Annotated in this window: 17 protein-coding genes; 6 read left to right on the top strand and 11 right to left on the bottom strand. The window is 67.2% G+C overall.

The window, feature by feature from the left end; translation table 11 throughout:
• Positions 1–2: 2 nt before the first annotated feature.
• From I6I07_RS08100 to I6I07_RS08090, 3 genes are read right to left on the bottom strand one after another with little or no spacing between them, the layout of a single operon-like run.
• Positions 3–1,130: a deoxyguanosinetriphosphate triphosphohydrolase gene (locus I6I07_RS08100; protein ID WP_198487450.1), complete on the bottom strand. Its 1,128-nt coding sequence runs from the start codon at positions 1,128–1,130 to the stop codon at positions 3–5.
• A 26-nt stretch (positions 1,131–1,156) separates the two neighbouring features.
• Positions 1,157–2,233 (bottom strand): 3-dehydroquinate synthase, encoded by a 1,077-nt coding sequence (gene aroB, locus I6I07_RS08095; protein WP_198486253.1) that lies wholly within the window; start codon positions 2,231–2,233, stop codon positions 1,157–1,159.
• Positions 2,230–2,727 (bottom strand): shikimate kinase, encoded by a 498-nt coding sequence (locus I6I07_RS08090; RefSeq protein WP_232626108.1) that lies wholly within the window; start codon positions 2,725–2,727, stop codon positions 2,230–2,232. Before I6I07_RS08090 ends, aroB begins: the two co-directional genes overlap by 4 nt.
• A 259-nt stretch (positions 2,728–2,986) precedes the next feature.
• Here I6I07_RS08090 and I6I07_RS08085 point away from each other — a divergent pair, with 259 nt between their 5' ends.
• Entirely contained in the window at positions 2,987–5,434 is a 2,448-nt protein-coding gene (locus I6I07_RS08085) for a penicillin-binding protein 1A (RefSeq protein WP_006392016.1), read from the top strand.
• A 46-nt stretch (positions 5,435–5,480) separates the two neighbouring features.
• On the opposite strand, the gene cyaY is transcribed toward I6I07_RS08085, so the two are convergent.
• The gene (cyaY, locus tag I6I07_RS08080; protein ID WP_006392017.1) at positions 5,481–5,810 is read right to left on the bottom strand and encodes an iron donor protein CyaY; all 330 of its coding nucleotides are present in this window, start codon (positions 5,808–5,810) and stop codon (positions 5,481–5,483) included.
• On the opposite strand from cyaY, the gene lptM reads away from it, so the two are divergent.
• Together lptM and lysA are read left to right on the top strand one after the other, a co-directional pair.
• Positions 5,761–6,033, top strand: coding sequence for an LPS translocon maturation chaperone LptM (gene lptM, locus I6I07_RS31895; protein WP_420094568.1), 273 nt, complete (start codon positions 5,761–5,763; stop codon positions 6,031–6,033). The genes cyaY and lptM overlap by 50 nt on opposite strands.
• Entirely contained in the window at positions 6,030–7,322 is a 1,293-nt protein-coding gene (gene lysA, locus I6I07_RS08070) for a diaminopimelate decarboxylase (protein WP_198486250.1), read from the top strand. The genes lptM and lysA overlap by 4 nt, the downstream gene beginning before the upstream one ends.
• Before the next feature lie 66 nt (positions 7,323–7,388).
• On the opposite strand, the gene ccsB is transcribed toward lysA, so the two are convergent.
• The 3 genes from ccsB to I6I07_RS08055 all read right to left on the bottom strand — a co-directional run bounded on the left by ccsB (position 7,389) and on the right by I6I07_RS08055 (position 11,643).
• Entirely contained in the window at positions 7,389–8,735 is a 1,347-nt protein-coding gene (ccsB, locus tag I6I07_RS08065) for a c-type cytochrome biogenesis protein CcsB (protein ID WP_198486249.1), read from the bottom strand.
• Positions 8,736–8,743: 8 nt separating this feature from the next.
• Positions 8,744–10,822: a cytochrome c biogenesis protein ResB gene (locus tag I6I07_RS08060; RefSeq protein ID WP_198486248.1), complete on the bottom strand. Its 2,079-nt coding sequence runs from the start codon at positions 10,820–10,822 to the stop codon at positions 8,744–8,746.
• A 119-nt stretch (positions 10,823–10,941) separates the two neighbouring features.
• Complete coding sequence (locus I6I07_RS08055) at positions 10,942–11,643, bottom strand: c-type cytochrome (protein WP_035361096.1); 702 nt, start codon at positions 11,641–11,643, stop codon at positions 10,942–10,944.
• A 254-nt stretch (positions 11,644–11,897) separates the two neighbouring features.
• Here I6I07_RS08055 and yihA point away from each other — a divergent pair, with 254 nt between their 5' ends.
• The gene (gene yihA, locus I6I07_RS08050) at positions 11,898–12,521 is read left to right on the top strand and encodes a ribosome biogenesis GTP-binding protein YihA/YsxC (RefSeq protein WP_006389648.1); all 624 of its coding nucleotides are present in this window, start codon (positions 11,898–11,900) and stop codon (positions 12,519–12,521) included.
• Positions 12,518–13,534 carry a porphobilinogen synthase gene (hemB, locus tag I6I07_RS08045; RefSeq protein ID WP_006392022.1) on the top strand — a complete coding sequence of 339 codons (1,017 nt, stop codon included), beginning with the start codon at positions 12,518–12,520 and terminating at the stop codon, positions 13,532–13,534. The genes yihA and hemB overlap by 4 nt, the downstream gene beginning before the upstream one ends.
• A 98-nt stretch (positions 13,535–13,632) precedes the next feature.
• Here the strand turns inward: hemB and I6I07_RS08040 are convergent, their stop codons facing one another.
• The 3 genes from I6I07_RS08040 to cutA all read right to left on the bottom strand — a co-directional run bounded on the left by I6I07_RS08040 (position 13,633) and on the right by cutA (position 16,852).
• Positions 13,633–14,496, bottom strand: coding sequence for a DMT family transporter (locus I6I07_RS08040; RefSeq protein WP_198487449.1), 864 nt, complete (start codon positions 14,494–14,496; stop codon positions 13,633–13,635).
• A 131-nt stretch (positions 14,497–14,627) separates the two neighbouring features.
• Positions 14,628–16,472: a protein-disulfide reductase DsbD gene (gene dsbD / locus I6I07_RS08035; RefSeq protein ID WP_232625965.1), complete on the bottom strand. Its 1,845-nt coding sequence runs from the start codon at positions 16,470–16,472 to the stop codon at positions 14,628–14,630.
• 32 nt (positions 16,473–16,504) lie between these two features.
• Positions 16,505–16,852: a divalent-cation tolerance protein CutA gene (gene cutA, locus I6I07_RS08030; protein WP_198486246.1), complete on the bottom strand. Its 348-nt coding sequence runs from the start codon at positions 16,850–16,852 to the stop codon at positions 16,505–16,507.
• Positions 16,853–16,971: 119 nt separating this feature from the next.
• Here cutA and I6I07_RS08025 point away from each other — a divergent pair, with 119 nt between their 5' ends.
• The gene (locus tag I6I07_RS08025) at positions 16,972–17,409 is read left to right on the top strand and encodes an HIT family protein (RefSeq protein WP_198486245.1); all 438 of its coding nucleotides are present in this window, start codon (positions 16,972–16,974) and stop codon (positions 17,407–17,409) included.
• A gap of 101 nt (positions 17,410–17,510) precedes the next feature.
• Here I6I07_RS08025 and rplQ read toward each other — a convergent pair whose 3' ends face one another.
• Entirely contained in the window at positions 17,511–17,903 is a 393-nt protein-coding gene (gene rplQ, locus I6I07_RS08020) for a 50S ribosomal protein L17 (RefSeq protein WP_006389635.1), read from the bottom strand.
• Positions 17,904–18,014 lie beyond the last annotated feature (111 nt).

The raw sequence follows: 18,014 nt of genomic DNA, 5'->3' as shown, positions 1-18,014 counted from the left end.
CCCTAGCCCATGTCGAACAGGCGCCGGTGCTCGCGGATGGCGTAGCGGTCGGTCATGCCGGCGATGTAGTCGGCGATGGCGCGGGCCTGGTCATTGAAGGCCGCGCGGCGATAGTCCGGCGGCAACAGGCGTGGATCATCCAGGAACGCCGCGAACAATTCGCGCACGATGCGGCGCGCCTTGGTGGTCATGCGCAGCACGCGGTAGTGCCGGTACAGGTTGTCGAACAGGAACTTCTTCAGTTCATCCGCCTCGCGCCGGATGCCTTCCGAGAACCCCGCCAGCGGCGGCGCGCGCCGCACGTCGTCGGCGCTGGCCGGCGCCGCGTCATGGATGCGCGCCAGCGAGGTCTGCGTCAGGTCGCCTATCAGCGTGTTGATCATGCGCCGGATGGTTTCGGCCACCGCGCGGCGCGACGCCAGGTCGGGATAGCGCGCCAGCACCTCGGCGTGGTGGCGTTGGAAGATCGACACGCCCTGCAGCTGTTCCAGCGTGATGAGCCCCGAACGCAGGCCGTCGTCGATGTCGTGGTTGTTGTAGGCCACTTCGTCGGCCAGGTTGGCGATCTGCGCCTCCAGCGACGGCTGGGTGCGCGCCAGGAAGCGCTCGCCCACCGCGCCCAGCTGCCGCGCATGCGCCGCCGAGCAGTGCTTGAGAATGCCCTCGCGGGTCTCGAAGCACAGGTTCAGGCCATTGAAGTCGGCATAGCGTTCTTCAAGCTCGTCGACCACCCGCAGGCTCTGCAGGTTGTGCTCGAAGCCGCCGGCCTCGGGCGCCAGTTCGCGCATGCAGGCGTTGAGCTCGTCCTGGCCGGCATGGCCGAACGGCGTGTGGCCCAGGTCGTGCGCCAGCGAAATGGCTTCGGTCAGGTCTTCCGACAGCCCCAGGCTGCGCGCCAGGGTGCGCGCGATCTGCGCCACTTCCAGGCTGTGCGTGAGCCGGGTGCGGAACAGGTCGCCTTCGTGGTTCACGAAGACCTGGGTCTTGTACTCCAGCCGCCGGAACGCGCCCGAATGGATGATGCGATCGCGATCGCGCTGGAATTCCGTGCGGTTTTCCGGCGCGGGCTCGGCATAGGCCCGGCCGCGCGATCGGGACGGGTCGGATGCATAGGAAGCCAGTTCTTTCATCTGCGACACCGTCTCTCCAGCAGTCTTTATTGAGTGGTTCGGGCCAATACGGCGCGCACGGCATCGGCCGGCGCCGCCCGCATCATCGCTTCGCCGATGCGGGTCATGAGCACGTAGCGGATCTCGCCGCCCTCGGTCTTCTTGTCGACCTGCATCAGGTCGAGCCAGCGATCGGCCCCCAGGTCGGGCGCGATCACGGGACAGCCGATGGCCTCGACCAGCGCGCGCACACGGGCCACGTCGGCGCGCGGGAAACCCGCCACGTCGGCCGACAGTTCCGCCGCCTGCACCATGCCGCAGCCGACCGCCTCGCCGTGCAGCCAGGCGCCGTAGCCCAGGCCCGCCTCGATGGCGTGGCCGAAGGTGTGGCCCAGGTTCAGGATGGCGCGCAGGCCGGACTCGCGTTCGTCCTTGCCCACCACCTGCGCCTTCAGTTCGCACGAGCGGCGGATGGCGTAAGCGACGGCCTGTGGATCCAGGCTGCGCAGTTTTTGCGCATTCTGTTCGCACCAGGTCCAGAATTCCGGATCCAGGATCAGGCCGTACTTGATGACTTCGGCCAGGCCGGCGGACACTTCGCGCGCCGGCAGCGAGGCCAGCACGGCGGTGTCGATCTCGACCGCCAGCGGCTGGTAGAACGCGCCGATCATGTTCTTGCCCAGCGGGTGGTTCACGGCCGTCTTGCCGCCGACCGACGAATCGACCTGGGCCAGCAGGGTCGTGGGCACCTGCACGAAACGCACGCCGCGCATGTACACCGCGGCGGCAAAGCCGGTCATGTCGCCGATCACCCCGCCGCCCAGCGCCACCAGCACGCAGCGGCGGTCCAGGCGATGGGTCAGGAGCGCGTCGAAGATCAGGTTCAGCGACTGCCAGTCCTTGTACGACTCGCCGTCGGGCAGCTCGATGCGCAGCACCCGCTTGCCGGTGCGCGCCAGGGCGGCTTCGGCGCGTTCGCCGTACAGGGCCGCCACGGTCGGGTTGGTCACCACCGCGATGGCGGTGGCGTCGGCGGGAATGCTCTCGTCCAGGGCATCCAGGCGCCCCGGCGCGATGCGGATGGGGTACTGTCCGCCCGGGGTATCGACCTCAACAACGTTCATATCTGCTTCTCGAAGGCTTGTAATTGCGGCAGGAGCGCCTTGACCAGGGTGTGGATGGGCATGGAGCCGGTTTCCACCACCAGGTCGGCGACTTCCTTGTAGAGGGGCTCGCGCAGGGTCATCAGGTCGCGCAGCGTGCCACGCGGATCGGCGGTGGCCAGCAGGGGCCGGTTGCGATCGCGGCAGGTGCGGCGGAACAATTCGTCCACACTGGCCCTCAAATAGACCACGATGCCCCGCTCGCGCAGGCGCGACCGGTTTTCGGCGGCCAGGATGGCGCCGCCACCAGTGGCGAGAATTATGTTGCGCCGTTGGGTACACTCTTCCAGGGCGGCGGATTCCCGGCGACGGAAACCGGCCTCACCCTCGATTTCGAAGATTACCGGCACCCGCACGCCGCAACGCGCCTCGAGCTCATGGTCCAGATCGATAAAATCGCGCCCCAGGGCACGCGCCAGGCCACGGCCGATGGTCGTCTTGCCCGCCCCCATCATCCCCACCAGGAAGATGGGCAGGTCGTGCGGCAACGACACGGTCTTGCCCAGGCACTCCGAGGCGCAAGGCGGGTTTTCGGGCGCCTCGCCGGAGGGCGCCAGGTCCGGGTCAGCCTCCGGACATGAGTGAGCGGAAAAGTTCATGACGGCATTATCACATCTGCCGCCAAGTTGCCCGCGCACCACACTGAACTATCTTGTTACAGAAACCGATCCGCCACACTGAGGTGGGACCGGAGATACCCGTAAAATCGCCGCGATGAGCAAGCCGCAGAATTCCTCCAAAAAAGACAAGCCCGCCAATAACGGTTCCCCGATATTGCGTTTTTTCGTCAAGACCGGCATTTTCTTTGCCGGCCTGTTCCTGTGCGGCGTGCTGCTGGCGGGCATGGCGCTGGCGCTGGCCTGGCCCAACCTGCCGGACCTGAACGCCATGACGGACTACCGCCCGCGGGTGCCGCTGCGCGTCTACACGGCGGACAAGGTGCTGATCGGCGAATTCGGCGAAGAGCGCCGCAACGTGCTGCGCTTCAATGAAATCCCGGACGTGATGAAGTCCGCGGTGCTGGCGGCCGAAGACGACCGCTTCTACCAGCACGGCGGGATCGACTGGACCGGCGTGGTGCGCGCCGGCCTGACCAACCTGATCAACATGTCCAAGACGCAGGGCGCCAGCACGATCACCATGCAGGTGGCGCGCAACTTCTACCTGTCGTCGGAAAAGACCTACTCGCGCAAGTTCTACGAACTGCTGCTGACGTTCAAGATCGAATCCGAGCTCACCAAGGACCAGATCCTCGAGCTCTACATGAACCAGATCTACCTGGGCCACCGCGCCTACGGGTTCGCCGCCGCCTCGCGCACCTATTTCGGCAAGCCGCTGTCCGAAGTGACGCCGGCCGAGGCCGCGATGCTGGCCGGCATTCCCAAGGCCCCGTCGCGCTTCAACCCGATCTCCAACCGCCCCCGCGCCGAGCTGCGCCAGCGCTACGTGCTGGGCCGCATGCAGTCGCTGGGCTACCTGACCGAGCCCGAATACAAGCAGGCGATGGCGCAGCAGATCGTCATGAAGTCGGCCGAAGGCACGCCGGCTGGCGGCTACAGCATCCATGGCGAATACGTGGCCGAACTGGCGCGCCAGCTGCTGTTCAACGTGTACCAGGACAACGTCTACTCGCGCGGCATCAACATCTACACCACGGTCCAGTCCAAGGACCAGGAAGCGGCCTACCGCGCCGTGCGTGAAGGCGTGCTGGAATACACCCGCCGCGCGCCCTACCCGGGCCCCGAGGAACAGCTCGACCTGCCGCCGGGCACCGAGAACAACCCGCAGGCCCTAGATGAATTCCTGGACGGCGTGTTCGACAAGTTCGGCGACAGCGGCGACCTGCTGACCGCGCTGGTGCTGTCGGCCAGCCCCACCGAAGTGAAGCTGGCGCGCAGCTCGCGCGAGATCATCACCGTCACCGACAAGAAGGTGCTGGGCGTGGTGGCGCGCGCGCTCAACGACAAGGCCAAGCCCGAGCAGCGCATCAAGCGCGGCTCGGTGGTCTACATCCGCAAGCTCGGCGACAACTGGGAAATCATCAACCTGCCGTCGGTGCAGGCCGCGTTCGTGGCGCTGTCGCCGCAGGACGGCGCGATCCGCGCCATGGTCGGCGGCTTCGACTTCTACCGCGGCAACTTCAACCGCGTGACGCAGGCCTGGCGCCAGCCCGGCTCGAACATCAAGCCGTTCATCTACGCCGCCTCGCTCGAGCGCGGCCTGACGCCGGCCACGCAGATCTCCGACCAGCCGTTCGAACTGACCGCGGCCCAGACCGGCTCCAAGGCCTGGAATCCGAAGAACTACGGCAACCAGTACGAGCCCATGCTGACGCTGCGCCAGGGCCTGTACAAGTCCAAGAACATGGTCTCGATCCGCATCCTGCAGGCCATTGGCCCGCAGTACGCGCAGGACTACCTGACCCGCTTCGGCTTCGACAAGGCGCGCCAGCCCGCGGTGCTGCCGCTGGCGCTGGGCGCCGGCTCGGTGACCCCGCTGCAGCTGGCCGGCGCGTTCTCGGTGTTCGCCAACGGCGGCTACCGCGTCACGCCCTACCTGATCGACCGCGTCACCGACAGCAACGGCAAGATCGTGATGCAGGCCAAGCCGACCGTGGCCGGCGACGCCGCCGCCCGCGCCATCGACCCGCGCACCGCCTGGATCATGGACGACGTGCTGCGCGGCGTGGCCACCTACGGCACCGCCGCCCGCGCCCGCGTGCTGCTCAAGCGCAACGACATCGCCGGCAAGACCGGCACCACCAACGAATCCGTGGATGCGTGGTTCTCGGGCTACACGCCGTCGCTGGTGGCCACCGCCTGGCTCGGCTTCGACCAGCCCAAGTCGCTGGGTTCGCGCGAAACCGGCGGCGGCGTGGCCATGCCGATCTGGGTCGACTACATGCAGGACGTGCTCAAGGGCGTGCCGGAAGAAAAGCCGCGCCCCCGTCCCGACGGCATCATCGTCGAGAACGGCGAGTACTACTTCTCGGAATTCCCGCCCGGACAGGCGGTGGCGCGCCTGGGCCTGCCGCAGGCCGATACGCTGGGCGAGTTCCTGAACGGCCTGAACAACGACAGCGGCGAAGACAACCGCATCAAGGTCGGACCGGGCGTGGGCTCGCAGAACGCCCAACCCTGGTCGCAGAAGATCCCGTTCTGAACGGAATGAAAAAAAGGCCGGCGTCAGCCGGCCTTTTTATTGGGCGTTACAGGCGGATCGTGACGGGCACGCCGGCCGCCGCCGAACAGATCTGGGACAGGGCGTCCGGCAATTTCGGGCCGCCTCGGGTATCGTTCCAGTTCTGGCCGTCGTAACGGTAGTGGAAGCCGCCGCTGCGCGCGGCCACCCACAGTTCCTGCATGGCGGCCTGGCTGTTCACCACCACGTGGGTATTGTCTTCGAAGACCATCGTCAGCACATTGCCGCTGCGGCTGGTTTCGACGTCGACGTCGAGCGAAGCCGCCCAGTCATCGGCCTGGCTTTCGATGCTGTTCAGCACCTGGTCGATCAACGCAAGAAATTCGGATTCGGTCATAATCGAGCCTGCAAGAATTACGGAGTTCCCAGTGTTCCAATTGGCATTCAGCCGCATGTCTCTTCGCATTGTAGCCACGCTGTTGGCGACCGGCATGGTTGCGGCCTGCGGCTACAAGGGTCCGTTGTATATGCCCACGCCCGACGGCAAGCCGCCCCCACCCGGGCGAGGCCAGACGACGCCCCAGGTACCGCAGATACCGGCCACGCCCTCCCTGCCATGACCGCCGCGTTCCCGGTTCCGCCCGAACTGGCCGGGCACCCCTTCTTCCAGTACCGCAACAACGTGCTGTACGCCGAAGACGTGCCGCTGGACCATCTGGCCGAAAAACTGGGAACGCCGCTCTACGTCTACTCCCGCGCGGCGCTCAAGGCCGCCTGGGAAACCTACCGCAGCGCCGTCGGGCAGCGCCCCGTGCAGGTCTGCTACGGCATGAAGGCCAATTCCAACCTGGCCGTCCTCAAGGAATTCGCCCGCCTCGGCGCCGGTTTCGACATCGTCTCCGGCGGTGAACTCGAACGCGCCCTGGCCGTGGGCGCCGATCCCGCCCGCATCGTCTTTTCCGGCGTCGGCAAGCAGGCCTGGGAAATGCGCGCGGCGCTGGCCGCCGGCGTCATGTGCTTCAACGTCGAGTCCGAGGCCGAATTGCAGCGGCTGTCCGACGTGGCCCGGGAAACCGGGCAACGCGCCCGGGTGGCGCTGCGCGTCAACCCGGACGTCGACGCGCAGACCCATCCCTACATCTCCACCGGCCTGAAGGAAAACAAGTTCGGCATCCCCATCGGGGCGGCGCTGGACGCCTACCGCAGCGCCCGCCTGCTGCCCGGCCTGGAGATCACCGGCCTGGACTGCCACATCGGCTCGCAGCTGACCGACATCAGTCCCTATTTCGACGCACTGGAAAAGCTGCTCGACCTGGTCGCCGACCTGGACGGCATCGGCATCCGCCTGTCGCACCTGGACCTGGGCGGCGGCCTGGGCATCCGCTACAGCGACGAAGTGCCGCCCTCGCCCAAGGCGCTGCTGGATCACGTGTTCCAGCGCCTGCAGGCACGCGGCCAGGGCCATTTGCGGCTGGTGCTCGAACCCGGGCGGTCGCTGGTCGGCAACGCCGGCGTGCTGCTGACCGCCGTCCAGTACCTGAAGCACGGCGAGGCGCGCAATTTCGCCATCGTCGACGCCGCCATGAACGACCTGCTACGGCCGGCGCTGTACGACGCCTGGCACGGCCTGCGGCCGCTGCGGCCGCGCACCGGCGACACGCTCGAATACGACGTCGTCGGCCCGGTCTGCGAAAGCGCCGACTGGCTGGCCCGCCAGCGCGCGCTGGTGCTGGAACAGGGCGATGTGCTGGCGCTGGAATCGGCCGGCGCCTACGGCATGACCATGGCCGGCAACTACAACACCCGCCCGCGCGCGGCCGAGGTCATGGTCGACGGCGACCACTATTACGTGGTGCGCCAGCGCGAGACCCTGCGGGATCTGCTGCGCGGCGAATCGACGCTGCCCTGAACGCGCTCCGGCTTCCCCATGCAAAAGGCCCCGTCGTAACGGGGCCTTTTGCCGTGCGCGCCAGGCTCAGAGCTGGCCGTAGGAATGCAGGCCCGACAGGAACATGTTCACCCCGAGGAAGGCGAAGCCGGTGATCAGAAGACCCGTCAGCGCCCAATAGGCCGCCATGGTGCCGCGCAGGCCCTTGATCAGGCGCATGTGCAGCCAGGCCGCGTAGTTCAGCCAGACGATCAGCGCCCAGGTTTCCTTGGGGTCCCACTGCCAGTAGGCGCCCCAGGCGTCCGCGGCCCAGAGCGCGCCCAGGATGGTCGCCACGGTGAAGAAGGCGAAGCCGATGGCGATGGCGCGGTACATGATGTCGTCCAGCACCTCCAGCGGCGGCAGCGCGGCGGCGATGCGGCGCCGGCCCAGCAGGATGGCGCCGACGATCACCGCGCCGATGCCGAAGTACAGCATCCAGGTGGCCGACAGGCCGTCGGTGCGGAACACCATGGGCTCGGCGCACAGCAGCACGCCCAGCACGAACAGCGGCGCCAGCTTGAGCCACGACGAGGTCTGGCCGTGCTGCTTGACCAGGTAGGCGAAGCCGACCATCGCCGCCAGCGAGAAGGTGCCGTAGCCGATGAAGTTGGCGGGCACGTGCAGCTTCATCCACCAGCTCTTGAGCGCCGGCACCAGCGGCTGGATCTGCCCGGCGTCGCGCGTGAACGAATACCACAGCAGGAACACCACCGCCGACGTCACCACCAGCAGCACGAAGCCGCCCAGCGCGCGCGTGGCGTACTTGCGTTCGTAGTACAGGTAGAACAGCGCCGTGATCAGCGCGAACAGCACGAACACTTCGTACAGGTTGCTGACCGGGATGTGGCCCAGGTCCGGGCCCATCAGGTGGCCTTCGCGCCAGCGCACCAGGAGGCCCGTGACGCCCGCGAACACCGCGCCCCAGGTCAGGGCCGTGCCCAGCCAGGCCGCGGTCGGGCTGAAGAAGCCGATCCAGTAGCAGACCATGGCCAGCGCGAACAGCGCGCTCATCCACAGGATCGCCGACTGCGACGAGAACAGGTATTTCAGGAAGAACACCTGCTCGGCCCGCGCCAGGTCGTTGCCGTAGAGCATCAGCGCCAGACCGGCCGCGATCGCACAGGCCACCATCAGGCGGCGCAGCGGACGCCACAGCCAGCCCATCCAGGCCAGCACCGGCACGGTGCCGCACAGGATGATCTTCTCGTAGTAGTCCATGGCGCCGCTGAAACGCGTCAGCGCGAACCCGGCGCCGGCCGCCAGCAGCAGGAAGAACACGATGTCCGTCCAGTCCGGCCGGCCGCGCTGCGCGCGGCTGTCACCGGTCTCGGACAGGCTGTCCTGCCAGAGGTTGTCGGGCGTGGGGGGATGCGTGGTGGTCGTCGTGGACATAGGAAACCTTAAGACCCTTTCTGGCGCAGCAGCGCCTGCTTGAAGCGATCGAACTCCTGGTTGAAGTCGAGTGTACGCTTCTGCGACGTCATCGCCGCCAGGATGCCGCTGCCGCCTTCCTGCGGCTTGATCCAGATCCAGACGCGGCGATCCCGAATATAGAACATCGAGAACACCCCCAGCACCAGCAGCAGGCTGCCGAGGTAGACCGTATTCTTGCCCGGCGTGCGGCTGACCTGGAAGACGCTGGCCTGCACGTGGTTGAAATCAGCCAGGGAGAAGAACACCGGGGCCGGATAGACCGTCAGGTCCGACAGCGCCGCCACCGCCAGGCGCGACCACAGCGCGGCGCGCTCGGCCTCGGGGCCTTCGGTCGGGACCGGCGGCAAGCCGGCGCGTTCGCGCTCGACCGCCCGCAGTTCGTTCATGCTGGCGCCGATCAGGCGGATCACCACGTCCGCGGCGCGCTCCAGGTCGGCGGCCGGCGTGTTGGCCTGCAGGAACGCGGCCACGGCCTGCAGGCCGCCGGAGGCATAGGTTTCCAGGGCGCGATCGGCGGCCGTCTGCAACGGCTGGCGGTCGGCGCCGCTGGGGCTGTTGCGCTCGGCGAAGCGGCGGGCCGCTTCCTGGCGCGCGGCGGGATCGGCCAGCGTCGCGCGCAACCGCATGAACTCCGCCACGGAGCTGTCGTCGTCGGCCGGGATGCGCAGATAGCGGAACGGCTCGGCGGCATTGTTGCGCACGCCAGCCAGGAACACGCTGGCGCCGTCCAGCTGCACCGGCAGCATGTAATTCTGGAATTCGTGCGCCTGGCCCGCGTCGTCGATCAGCTTGTATTCGACGCTGGGGCCCACGTTGCGCAGGTTCTCGTTCTTCTTGCCGGCGGCGCTGCCGGACACCGAGGCCACGTGCTCGGCGAAGCTCTGGTTGCCGCCCTTGGGATCGCCGCGGGTCAGGTCCTCGACGTTGATCGGGCGCAGCGCCGTGATTTCCACCCCCATGCTGCGCGGGCCACGCGCAGTGTGAGCGGTTACTTCGGCGGTCTTGCCCACGGTGCCGTCAACATTGAACGTGGCGCTGTCGGCGCCCACCAGCGGATAGCCCTTGAGCACCACCGTGCTGCCGCCGTCATCGAAGCTGGACTGGTAGACCGTCATGCCCTTGAAGCGCAGCGGCTCGTTGACCTCGATGGTCGAATCGAAACTCTTGCCGGTGTCCGGATCGGTCACTTCGACTTCGCTGGCGAAGCGGCTGGGCATGCCGGTCGAGTAGTAATCGACGACGAATTTCTTGAGCTTCAGGGTGAACGGCATCGGCTGCACCAGCGCGCCGTCGCCCACCATCACCACCGCGGTGCTGGCCTGGCCGTTTTCCGGCACCAGCACGCTGGCGCGGAAGCTCGGGTTGTTGACCGACAGGCGGCCGCTCTCCGGCACCTCGGAAATCAGCATGTTCTCGACGATGGGCTTCTTGCCGCCGAACATGACCTGCAGCCGCACCGGCAGCTCGCTGTCGAGCAGGCCGCCGACACAGATGATGACCATGGCGGCGTGGGCGAACACGTAGCCCAGCCGGTTGGCGCTGCCCTTCTTGGCGGCCAGCAGCACGCCGGTGCTGTCCTGGCGCTCGCGCACCGCGTAGCCCATGCGCTTGAGCAGCGCGGTCAGGCCGGCCGCGGTCTGCGGCACGTCGGTGGGCGCCTCGGTCTCGACGCGGTGCGGAAAGGCCCGCAGGCTGCCCCCGCGCACGTGCTCGCGGAACGAGCGCGCGTCGCGCAGCATCTTGGGCGCGTTGCGGATCAGGCAGACCGTCGTCGAAATGACCAGGAACGCCATAATCAGCAGGAACCACCAGCTGTTGTAGACTTGCCAGATCGAGAACTTGTCGAACACCTCGAACCAGAACGGGCCGAACTGGTCGATGTAGTTGTTGGACGACCGGTTCTGCTGCAGGACCGTTCCCACCAGGCTCGCCACGCAGATGAACATCAGCAGGCTGACGGCGAAGCGCATCGAACCCAGCAATTCAAACAGATCGCGGGGCAAGCTGCGCAGGGAGGGACGGGAGTGTGTCTGAGTCGAATTCATGAAAAAAGGGGGGCCGCACGATCGGCTACCCCCCTCGTAGACAGCGCAAGACGGAAACAGGTTCCGTCATGCCCAGGTTGCGTGAACGCGGACCAGCCGCGCGCGTTGCCGGCGGGTGCCTACCGCAGGCCGGCCGCGTAGTCCGCCACGGCCTTGATGTCGGCATCCGACATCCGGTCGGCCACGGCGTGCATCACGTCGTTGGCGCGATCGCCGCTGCGGAACAGCTTGAGCTGCTCTTCGATATACAAGGGGAACTGGCCCGACAGGCGGGGATACTGGCCCGGAATGCCCGCGCCATTGGCAGAATGGCATGCCGCACAGGCGGGAACATTGCGCTCGGGCAATCCGCCGCGCCAGATCTTTTGACCCAGATCAACCAACTTCTCATAACCGGCGGTGGCCGGCTCTTTCAGCGGTTGCTGCGCCAGGTACAGGGCGATGTTCTGCATATCGGCCGGCGTCAGGTTCTGCGCCATGGCGGTCATGGGGGTGGGATTGCCACCGGGACCATTGCGCACCGGCAGCTTGGCGCCCTGCTTGACCTGGAAGTCGGTCAATTGCTTGACCAGGTATTCGTGGGGTTGCGCAGCCAGGTTGGGATTCACCGGGATGGTGCTGTTACCCGCCGCGCCATGACAGGACGCACAGGCGATGATGCCGCGCGAGGCATCGCCCTGGTCAAACAGCTGCCCGCCCTTGGCGGCATCTGGTTTGGCCGGGCCCGCAGCGCCATCGGCGGCGAAACTCGAAGTAGATAAGGCGGAGGCGCCGAGCAACAGCCCGCTCGCAACCAACATCCGGGACAGCACACGCTTCATGAAGACCTCGACGATCACATCGATCAAGGCGCAAAAAGGCGCCCACGCCTGCCCGCACATCTGGAAAACCGTATCGAACCTGATTTGCCGTTTGCCTGCTCGTCAAAGGCCGGGGTACCTGGGAAACCGGCTGGCCGGCTGGTACGAAATGCCCTCAACAGTAAGCAAAAGAGACGGCTCCGCGCACGGGGACCACTGTTGCAAACGCCGGATTATACAATAGGGCTCGAAACCAACTGTAGCCAAAGCCATCCGTGTCCCTCCTACATCGCGCCTCTTTCCTCACGTCAGCCGCTCGCCTCGACCAGTTGCCGCCCCCTGATGCGCCCGAGGTTTGCTTCGTCGGCCGCTCCAACGCCGGCAAGTCCACGGCCATCAACGTGCTGTGCAACCAGCGCCGTCTCGCCTTCTCGAGCAAGACGCCGGGCCGCACGCGCCTGATCAACATGTTCGGCCTGCCCGACCCGCTCGATCCGGAAGGCCACATCGGCTATCTGGTCGACCTGCCCGGCTACGGCTATGCGTCCGTGGCCCGCGATGAAAAGGAAAAGTGGGCCGACATCCTTGGCGGCTACCTGCGCGATCGCGAATCGCTGGCCGGCATCGTACTGCTCATCGACATCCGCCGCGGCGTCACCGAACTCGATCGCCGCCTGGCCAACTTCATCGCCCCCACCGGCCGGCCGGTGCTGGCGCTGCTCACCAAAGCCGACAAGCTGCCCTACGGCCAGCGCGTGCGCACCGTGTTCTCGGTACGCAAGGACCTGGCGGACATCGGCGCCCTGCACACCATTCCCTTCTCGGCGCCGGAACGCATCGGCCTGGAAGAAGCTGGCGCGCACATAGAAAACTGGATTTCTCCCAAGGTCGTACCATGAACCCGCAGATCATCACCCCCGACTTCCCGGTTTCCCGCCCCCGCCGCCTGCGCCGCGACGATTACACCCGCCGCCTGGTGCGCGAGAACGCCCTCACCGTCAACGACCTGATCTACCCGGTCTTCGTGGCCGAGGGCAATGGCCTGAAGCAGGCCGTGCCGTCGCTGCCGGGCGTGGTGCGCTATTCGCTGGACACGCTGCTGCCGGTGGCCGAGGAATGCGTGGCGCTGGGCATCCCGGTGCTGTCGCTGTTTCCCGCCATCGACCCGGCGCTCAAGACGCCCGACGGCATCGAGGCCACCAATCCCGACGGCCTGATCCCGCGCGTGGTGCGCGAACTGAAGAAGCACTTCCCCGACCTGGGCGTGCTGTGCGACGTGGCGCTGGACCCGTACACCAGCCACGGCCAGGACGGCGTCATCGACGAGAACGGCTACGTCATCAACGAGCCGACCGTCGAGATCCTCGTCAAGCAGGCGCTGACGCAGGCCGCGGCCGGCGTCGACATGGTCGCCCCCAGCGACATGATGGACGGCCGCATCGGCGCCGTGCGCCGCGCGCTCGAAGCCAACGGCTACATCCACACGCAGATCATGGCCTACTCGGCCAAGTACGCCAGCGCCTTCTACGGCCCGTTCCGCGACGCCGTGGGCTCGGCCACCAACCTGGGCAAGTCCAACAAGATGGCCTACCAGATGGACCCGGGCAACCTGGACGAAGCGCTGCGTGAAGTCGCCGCCGACCTGCAGGAAGGCGCCGACATGGTCATGGTCAAGCCCGGCATGCCGTACCTGGACGTGCTGCGCCGCGTCAAGGACACCTTCCGCGTGCCGACCTTCGCCTACCAGGTGAGCGGCGAATACGCGATGATCAAGGCGGCTTCGGCCAATGGCTGGCTGGACCACGACAAGGTCATGATGGAAGCGCTGCTGGCGTTCAAGCGCGCCGGCGCCGACGGCATCCTGACGTACTTCGCGATCGAAGCGGCTCGGCTGCTCAAGCAGCAACGCTGATTGCGGCTGGCGGGGCCGCACTGACCCCGCTTGTCATCCGGGCGCATCGACATGATGCGCGCACTACGCCGGCGGACCTTTGCGGTCCGCCGCGCTTTTCAACGCAACGCCGGCGCGCCGCGGCGCAGGCCGAGCCAGGTGCCGCTGAGAATGCAGGCCAGCCCCGCCACGTGCACCAGCGTCACGTGCTCGTCCAGGAACAGCGCCGCGAACAGCAGGCCGAAGATCGGCAGCCAGTTCACGAACAGCGCCGCGCGGCTGATGCCCAGCCTGGCGATGCCCGCGTTCCACAGGATGTTGCTGACGCCCGAGGCGATCACCGCCGAGAACAGCAGCACCAGCCACGGCCACCACGTCATGCTCCAGCTGTCCGCTTCATAAGACGATGGCGTCATGGCCGCATGCACCATCAGCATCAGGCCGCCGGCCAGGTACATGTACCAGAGCATCGCCAGCGGATCGAGCGTGCGCGAGATGCGCTGGATCACCAGCCCGCCGAACACGAACACCGCCACCGCCAGGAACACGATGGCGTCGCCCCAGCCGGTCAGCCCCAGTTGCGCGCCGCTGCCCACCACCACCATCGCCACGCCGGCCAGGCCCAGCAAGGCGCCGGCGATCCGCAGCCACGTGAGTTTTTCGCGATAGAACAGCGCCGCCAGCAGCGCCGACAGCAAGGGACTGGTGGCCATCAGCAGCGTGCCATTGGCGGCCGACGAGAACTGCAATCCGTACACCAGCGCGGTCTGGTGCGCGTACACCACCAGGAAACCGGCCAGCGCGACCCAGCCCAGTTCCACCCGCCCCAGTTTCGGAATGCGGCCGCGGCGCGCCTTGACGATGAGCGTGACGGCGACGAACGCCACGGCGATCCGCAAGGCCGCCAGGGCGCGGATATCCATGTGCTGCGTCAGGTATTTGATGGAGACGATGTTCAGGCCCCAGGTGGCCATGACGAACATCAGTTGCAGATAGATCAGACCGGTGCGGTCCTGGCTTGCATCGACTGTCGGAGACGTCACGGGCGCCGGCCTGAGGGGTTGGAGGCGCCGCCCACGCGGCGCGAGCCCTCATGGTAGCGGCCGGCCGCCGCTCAGCGCAATAGCACGCGGTCCAGCGATTCGGTGAAACGCTTGGCGTCCTGGAAGCCCACCACGCGCGCGTCCGGCAGCTCCTTGCCGCCGGGTTCGAAGAACATGATGCCCGGCGGGCCGAACAGGCGGAAGCGCTTGAGCAGCGCGCGGTCGTCGGCATTGTTGGCGGTCACGTCGGCCTGCACCAGCAGCATGCCGGCCATGCGTTGCGCCACGCCCGGATCGGTGAAGGTGAAGCGCTCCATCTCGCGGCACGACACGCACCAGTCGGCGTAGAAATCCAGCATCACCGGCTGCTGGCTCTGGGCCAGCAGCGCATCCAGCTCGGCGTTGTTGCGCACGCGCTTGAATTGCATCTCGCCGGCATGCGCCGCGGTGCCGGCCGCGGCCGGGCCGCCGGAGGCAAAGTGCGACAGCGGCTGCAGCACGTCGCGGCCGCCGCTGGCCGCGCCGATCAGCCACGCGGCGGCGGCCAGGGCCAGCAACAGGCCGATGCCCTTGCCGAACATGCGCGCCGAGCCGGCGCCGGCCGGCAGCGCGTCGAACGCGCGCAGCATCACCGCGCCGACGATCGCCAGGAAGGCCCAGCCGGTCATCTGCACCCAGGTCGGCACCACCGGAATCAGCATCCACCACGCGGTCGCCAGCAGCAGCATGCCGAACAGCCGCTTGACGCCATCCATCCACGGACCGGCCTTGGGCAGCAGCGCGCCCGACGAGGCGCCGACGATCAGCAGCGGCACGCCCATGCCCCACGCCATCGCGAACAGGGCCGAACCGCCCAGCACCACGTCGCCGGTCTGCGAGATGTACAGCAGCGCGCCGGCCAGCGGCGCGGCCACGCACGGCCCGACGATCAGCGCCGACAGCGCGCCCATCAGCAAGGCGCCGGTATAGCGGCCGCCGGGAATGCGCGACGACCTTTCGGCCAGCCGCGCCTGGATGCCGGACGGCATCTGGAAGGTGAAGGCATCGAACATCGCCAGCGCCAGCACCGCCAGCAGGATCGCGAACAGCGTCAGGATCCATGGCGTCTGCAGCCACGCGGCCAGGCCCGCGCCGCTCAGGCCGGCGGCCACGCCCAGCGCGGTGTAGACCACCGACATGCCCAGCACATAGGTCGCCGCCAGCGCCAGGCCGCGGCCGCGCGTCGGGCGTTCCTGGCTGGCGCCGCCCAGCACGATCGAGGACAGGATGGGGATCATGGGCAGCACGCAGGGCGTGAACGCCAGCAGCAGGCCCAGCACCAGGAACACGCCGGCCGTCTTGATCCAGCCCAGCCCGCCCAGGGCATCGGCCAGGCCGGTATCGCCGGCGTTCACCAGCGCGCTCAGGCCGCCGCTCGAAGCCGCGGCCGGCGCGGCGGATGCGCCGCCGCTGCCCGCCAGGGCGTAGCCGCCCGCCACCGGCGTCAGCTTCACGCTGCTGTCCATCGGCGGGTAGCACAGGCCGGCGTCGGCGCAGCCCTGGCCGGTCAGCGTCAGCGTGAACGGCTGGCCGCCGGGCGTCACCGGCACGCGGATCAGCACGTCCTGGTGATAGACCTCCATGTCTTTCTCGAAGGTCGGGTCGTACTTGACGTCACCCTTGGGGTAGACCGGCTCGCCCAGCGTGGCCGCGCCCAGCGGGCTGATGCTGATGCCGAAGCGCTCGCGGTACATGTAGTAGCCAGGCGCCACGCGGAAACGCAGCTCGACGGTATCGGGCGTGGCCATCGCCGCGCTGAAGACGAAGGCTTTTTCGGGCTCGAGGAACTCGGCCTCGGCGCGCGCCGGCGCGTTCCAGGCCAGCCACAGCATGGCCATGGCCAGCAACGCCAGCAACTTGGGGAAAAAGGCACGCATCGGTGCGCCGGTTCGGACCGCGGGTTGCAACATCAGTCTCTCTTGTTCTGCACGACGGCCGTTTGCTGGCGCACCCAGTCGAGATAGGGCGCGGCGCCGCCGATGACCGGCAGCACGATGATTTCGGGCACGTCGTAGGGGTGCATCTGCGCCAGGGCCTGGACCACGGCCGGGTGGCGCGCGTAGGTGGTCTTGACGTGGATGGGGATTTCCTCGGCCCCTTCCACCTCGCCTTGCCACTGGTAGATGGACAGGCCGGGCGCGCCAAGGTTCACGCAGGCGGCCAGGCCATCCTCGACCAGCACGTGGGCGATGCGCTTGGCCAGCAGCAGGTCCGGCGCATTGCTGATGACCAGCACGACGTCGTCATCGCGCAACATGGAGCCTCCTGGGAATACCCGTGTGGGATGTAACTCGGGGTATTTTATCGGTATCGCCGCCCGCGCCCGCCGACAATCAGACCCACGGCCGCCGCGCGCTCATTCCCACCGAGGCAAGCATGTCCGATAACTGTCTGTTCTGCCGCATCGCCCGCCGCGAGATCCCGGCCCACATCATCCACGAAGACGAGCGCCTGATGGCCTTCCTGGACATCCAGCCGGTGCGCCCCGGGCACACGCTCATCATCCCCAAGCAGCACTATCCGTACTACGAGGACATGCCCGCCGACCTGGCCGGCCACATCGTCAACCTGGGGCAGAAGCTGGGCCGGCACATGAAGCGGCTGTACGGCGTGGACCGCGTCGGTTTCGCCTTCACCGGCATCCACGTGGCGCACACCCACGCGCACGTGATCCCCATGCACCATCCGCAGGACGTGACCTCGACCCAGTACATCGAGCAGCAGGACCTGACCTTCCGCATGCCGCCCCAGGCGCCCCAGGAGGCGCTGGCGGCCACCGCCGCGCAATTACGGGGGGAACTGCACGCCTCGTAGCGATCGGCGCGCCTGCGCCGCCTGGGCGGCCCGCAAGCGTCGCGCAAAAAACAAGGGCGGGTCCGAAGACCCGCCCTTGTCGCTTATCTAGACACCGAAACTTATTCGGCGCTGTCCTCAGCGGCCTCATCGACTTCCGGACGGTCGACCAGCTCCATGAAAGCCATGGGAGCGTTGTCGCCTTGACGGAAACCCATCTTCAGCACGCGGGTGTAGCCGCCGTTGCGGGCCGCGTAGCGCGGGCCGATTTCGGCGAACAGCTTCACCACGGCGTCGCGATCGCGCAGACGGGCAAAAGCCAGACGCTTGTTCGCGAGGGTGGGTTCTTTACCCAGCGTGATCAGGGGTTCGATGACGCGGCGCAGTTCTTTCGCCTTGGGCAGCGTGGTCTTGATGGCTTCGTGGGTGATCAACGAAACGGCCATGTTGCGGAACATGGCAAGACGGTGACTGCTGGTGCGGTTGAGCTTACGCAAGCCATTACCGTGACGCATGATAAGTATCCTTTGAATCTAATGAAGGCGTTTCCGCCATCGGGTTATCCGGCTCTTCTATCAACCTGCAATCAGGCCGCGGTCCGGTGGAAAACGGTGCATTTTACGACG

It is taken from the genome of Achromobacter deleyi (assembly GCF_016127315.1).
Taxonomy (GTDB): domain Bacteria; phylum Pseudomonadota; class Gammaproteobacteria; order Burkholderiales; family Burkholderiaceae_B; genus Achromobacter; species Achromobacter insuavis_A.
Note: the sequence above shows the minus strand (reverse complement) of the source record. Positions and strands in the feature narration are given on the sequence as shown.

Coding starts and splice junctions, on each gene's coding strand:
- I6I07_RS08085 (WP_006392016.1), top strand. CDS start 2,987: ATGAGCAAGCCGCAGAATTCCTCCAAAAAAGACAAGCCCGCCAATAAC.
- I6I07_RS08100 (WP_198487450.1), bottom strand. CDS start 1,130: ATGAAAGAACTGGCTTCCTATGCATCCGACCCGTCCCGATCGCGCGGC.
- I6I07_RS08025 (WP_198486245.1), top strand. CDS start 16,972: ATGTCCGATAACTGTCTGTTCTGCCGCATCGCCCGCCGCGAGATCCCG.
- hemB (WP_006392022.1), top strand. CDS start 12,518: ATGAACCCGCAGATCATCACCCCCGACTTCCCGGTTTCCCGCCCCCGC.
- cyaY (WP_006392017.1), bottom strand. CDS start 5,810: ATGACCGAATCCGAATTTCTTGCGTTGATCGACCAGGTGCTGAACAGC.
- rplQ (WP_006389635.1), bottom strand. CDS start 17,903: ATGCGTCACGGTAATGGCTTGCGTAAGCTCAACCGCACCAGCAGTCAC.
- I6I07_RS08060 (WP_198486248.1), bottom strand. CDS start 10,822: ATGAATTCGACTCAGACACACTCCCGTCCCTCCCTGCGCAGCTTGCCC.
- cutA (WP_198486246.1), bottom strand. CDS start 16,852: ATGTTGCGCGATGACGACGTCGTGCTGGTCATCAGCAATGCGCCGGAC.
- dsbD (WP_232625965.1), bottom strand. CDS start 16,472: ATGCGTGCCTTTTTCCCCAAGTTGCTGGCGTTGCTGGCCATGGCCATG.
- I6I07_RS08040 (WP_198487449.1), bottom strand. CDS start 14,496: ATGTTCGTCATGGCCACCTGGGGCCTGAACATCGTCTCCATCAAATAC.
- I6I07_RS08090 (WP_232626108.1), bottom strand. CDS start 2,727: ATGATGGGGGCGGGCAAGACGACCATCGGCCGTGGCCTGGCGCGTGCC.
- I6I07_RS08055 (WP_035361096.1), bottom strand. CDS start 11,643: ATGAAGCGTGTGCTGTCCCGGATGTTGGTTGCGAGCGGGCTGTTGCTC.
- lptM (WP_420094568.1), top strand. CDS start 5,761: ATGCTGTTCAGCACCTGGTCGATCAACGCAAGAAATTCGGATTCGGTC.
- ccsB (WP_198486249.1), bottom strand. CDS start 8,735: ATGTCCACGACGACCACCACGCATCCCCCCACGCCCGACAACCTCTGG.
- aroB (WP_198486253.1), bottom strand. CDS start 2,233: ATGAACGTTGTTGAGGTCGATACCCCGGGCGGACAGTACCCCATCCGC.
- lysA (WP_198486250.1), top strand. CDS start 6,030: ATGACCGCCGCGTTCCCGGTTCCGCCCGAACTGGCCGGGCACCCCTTC.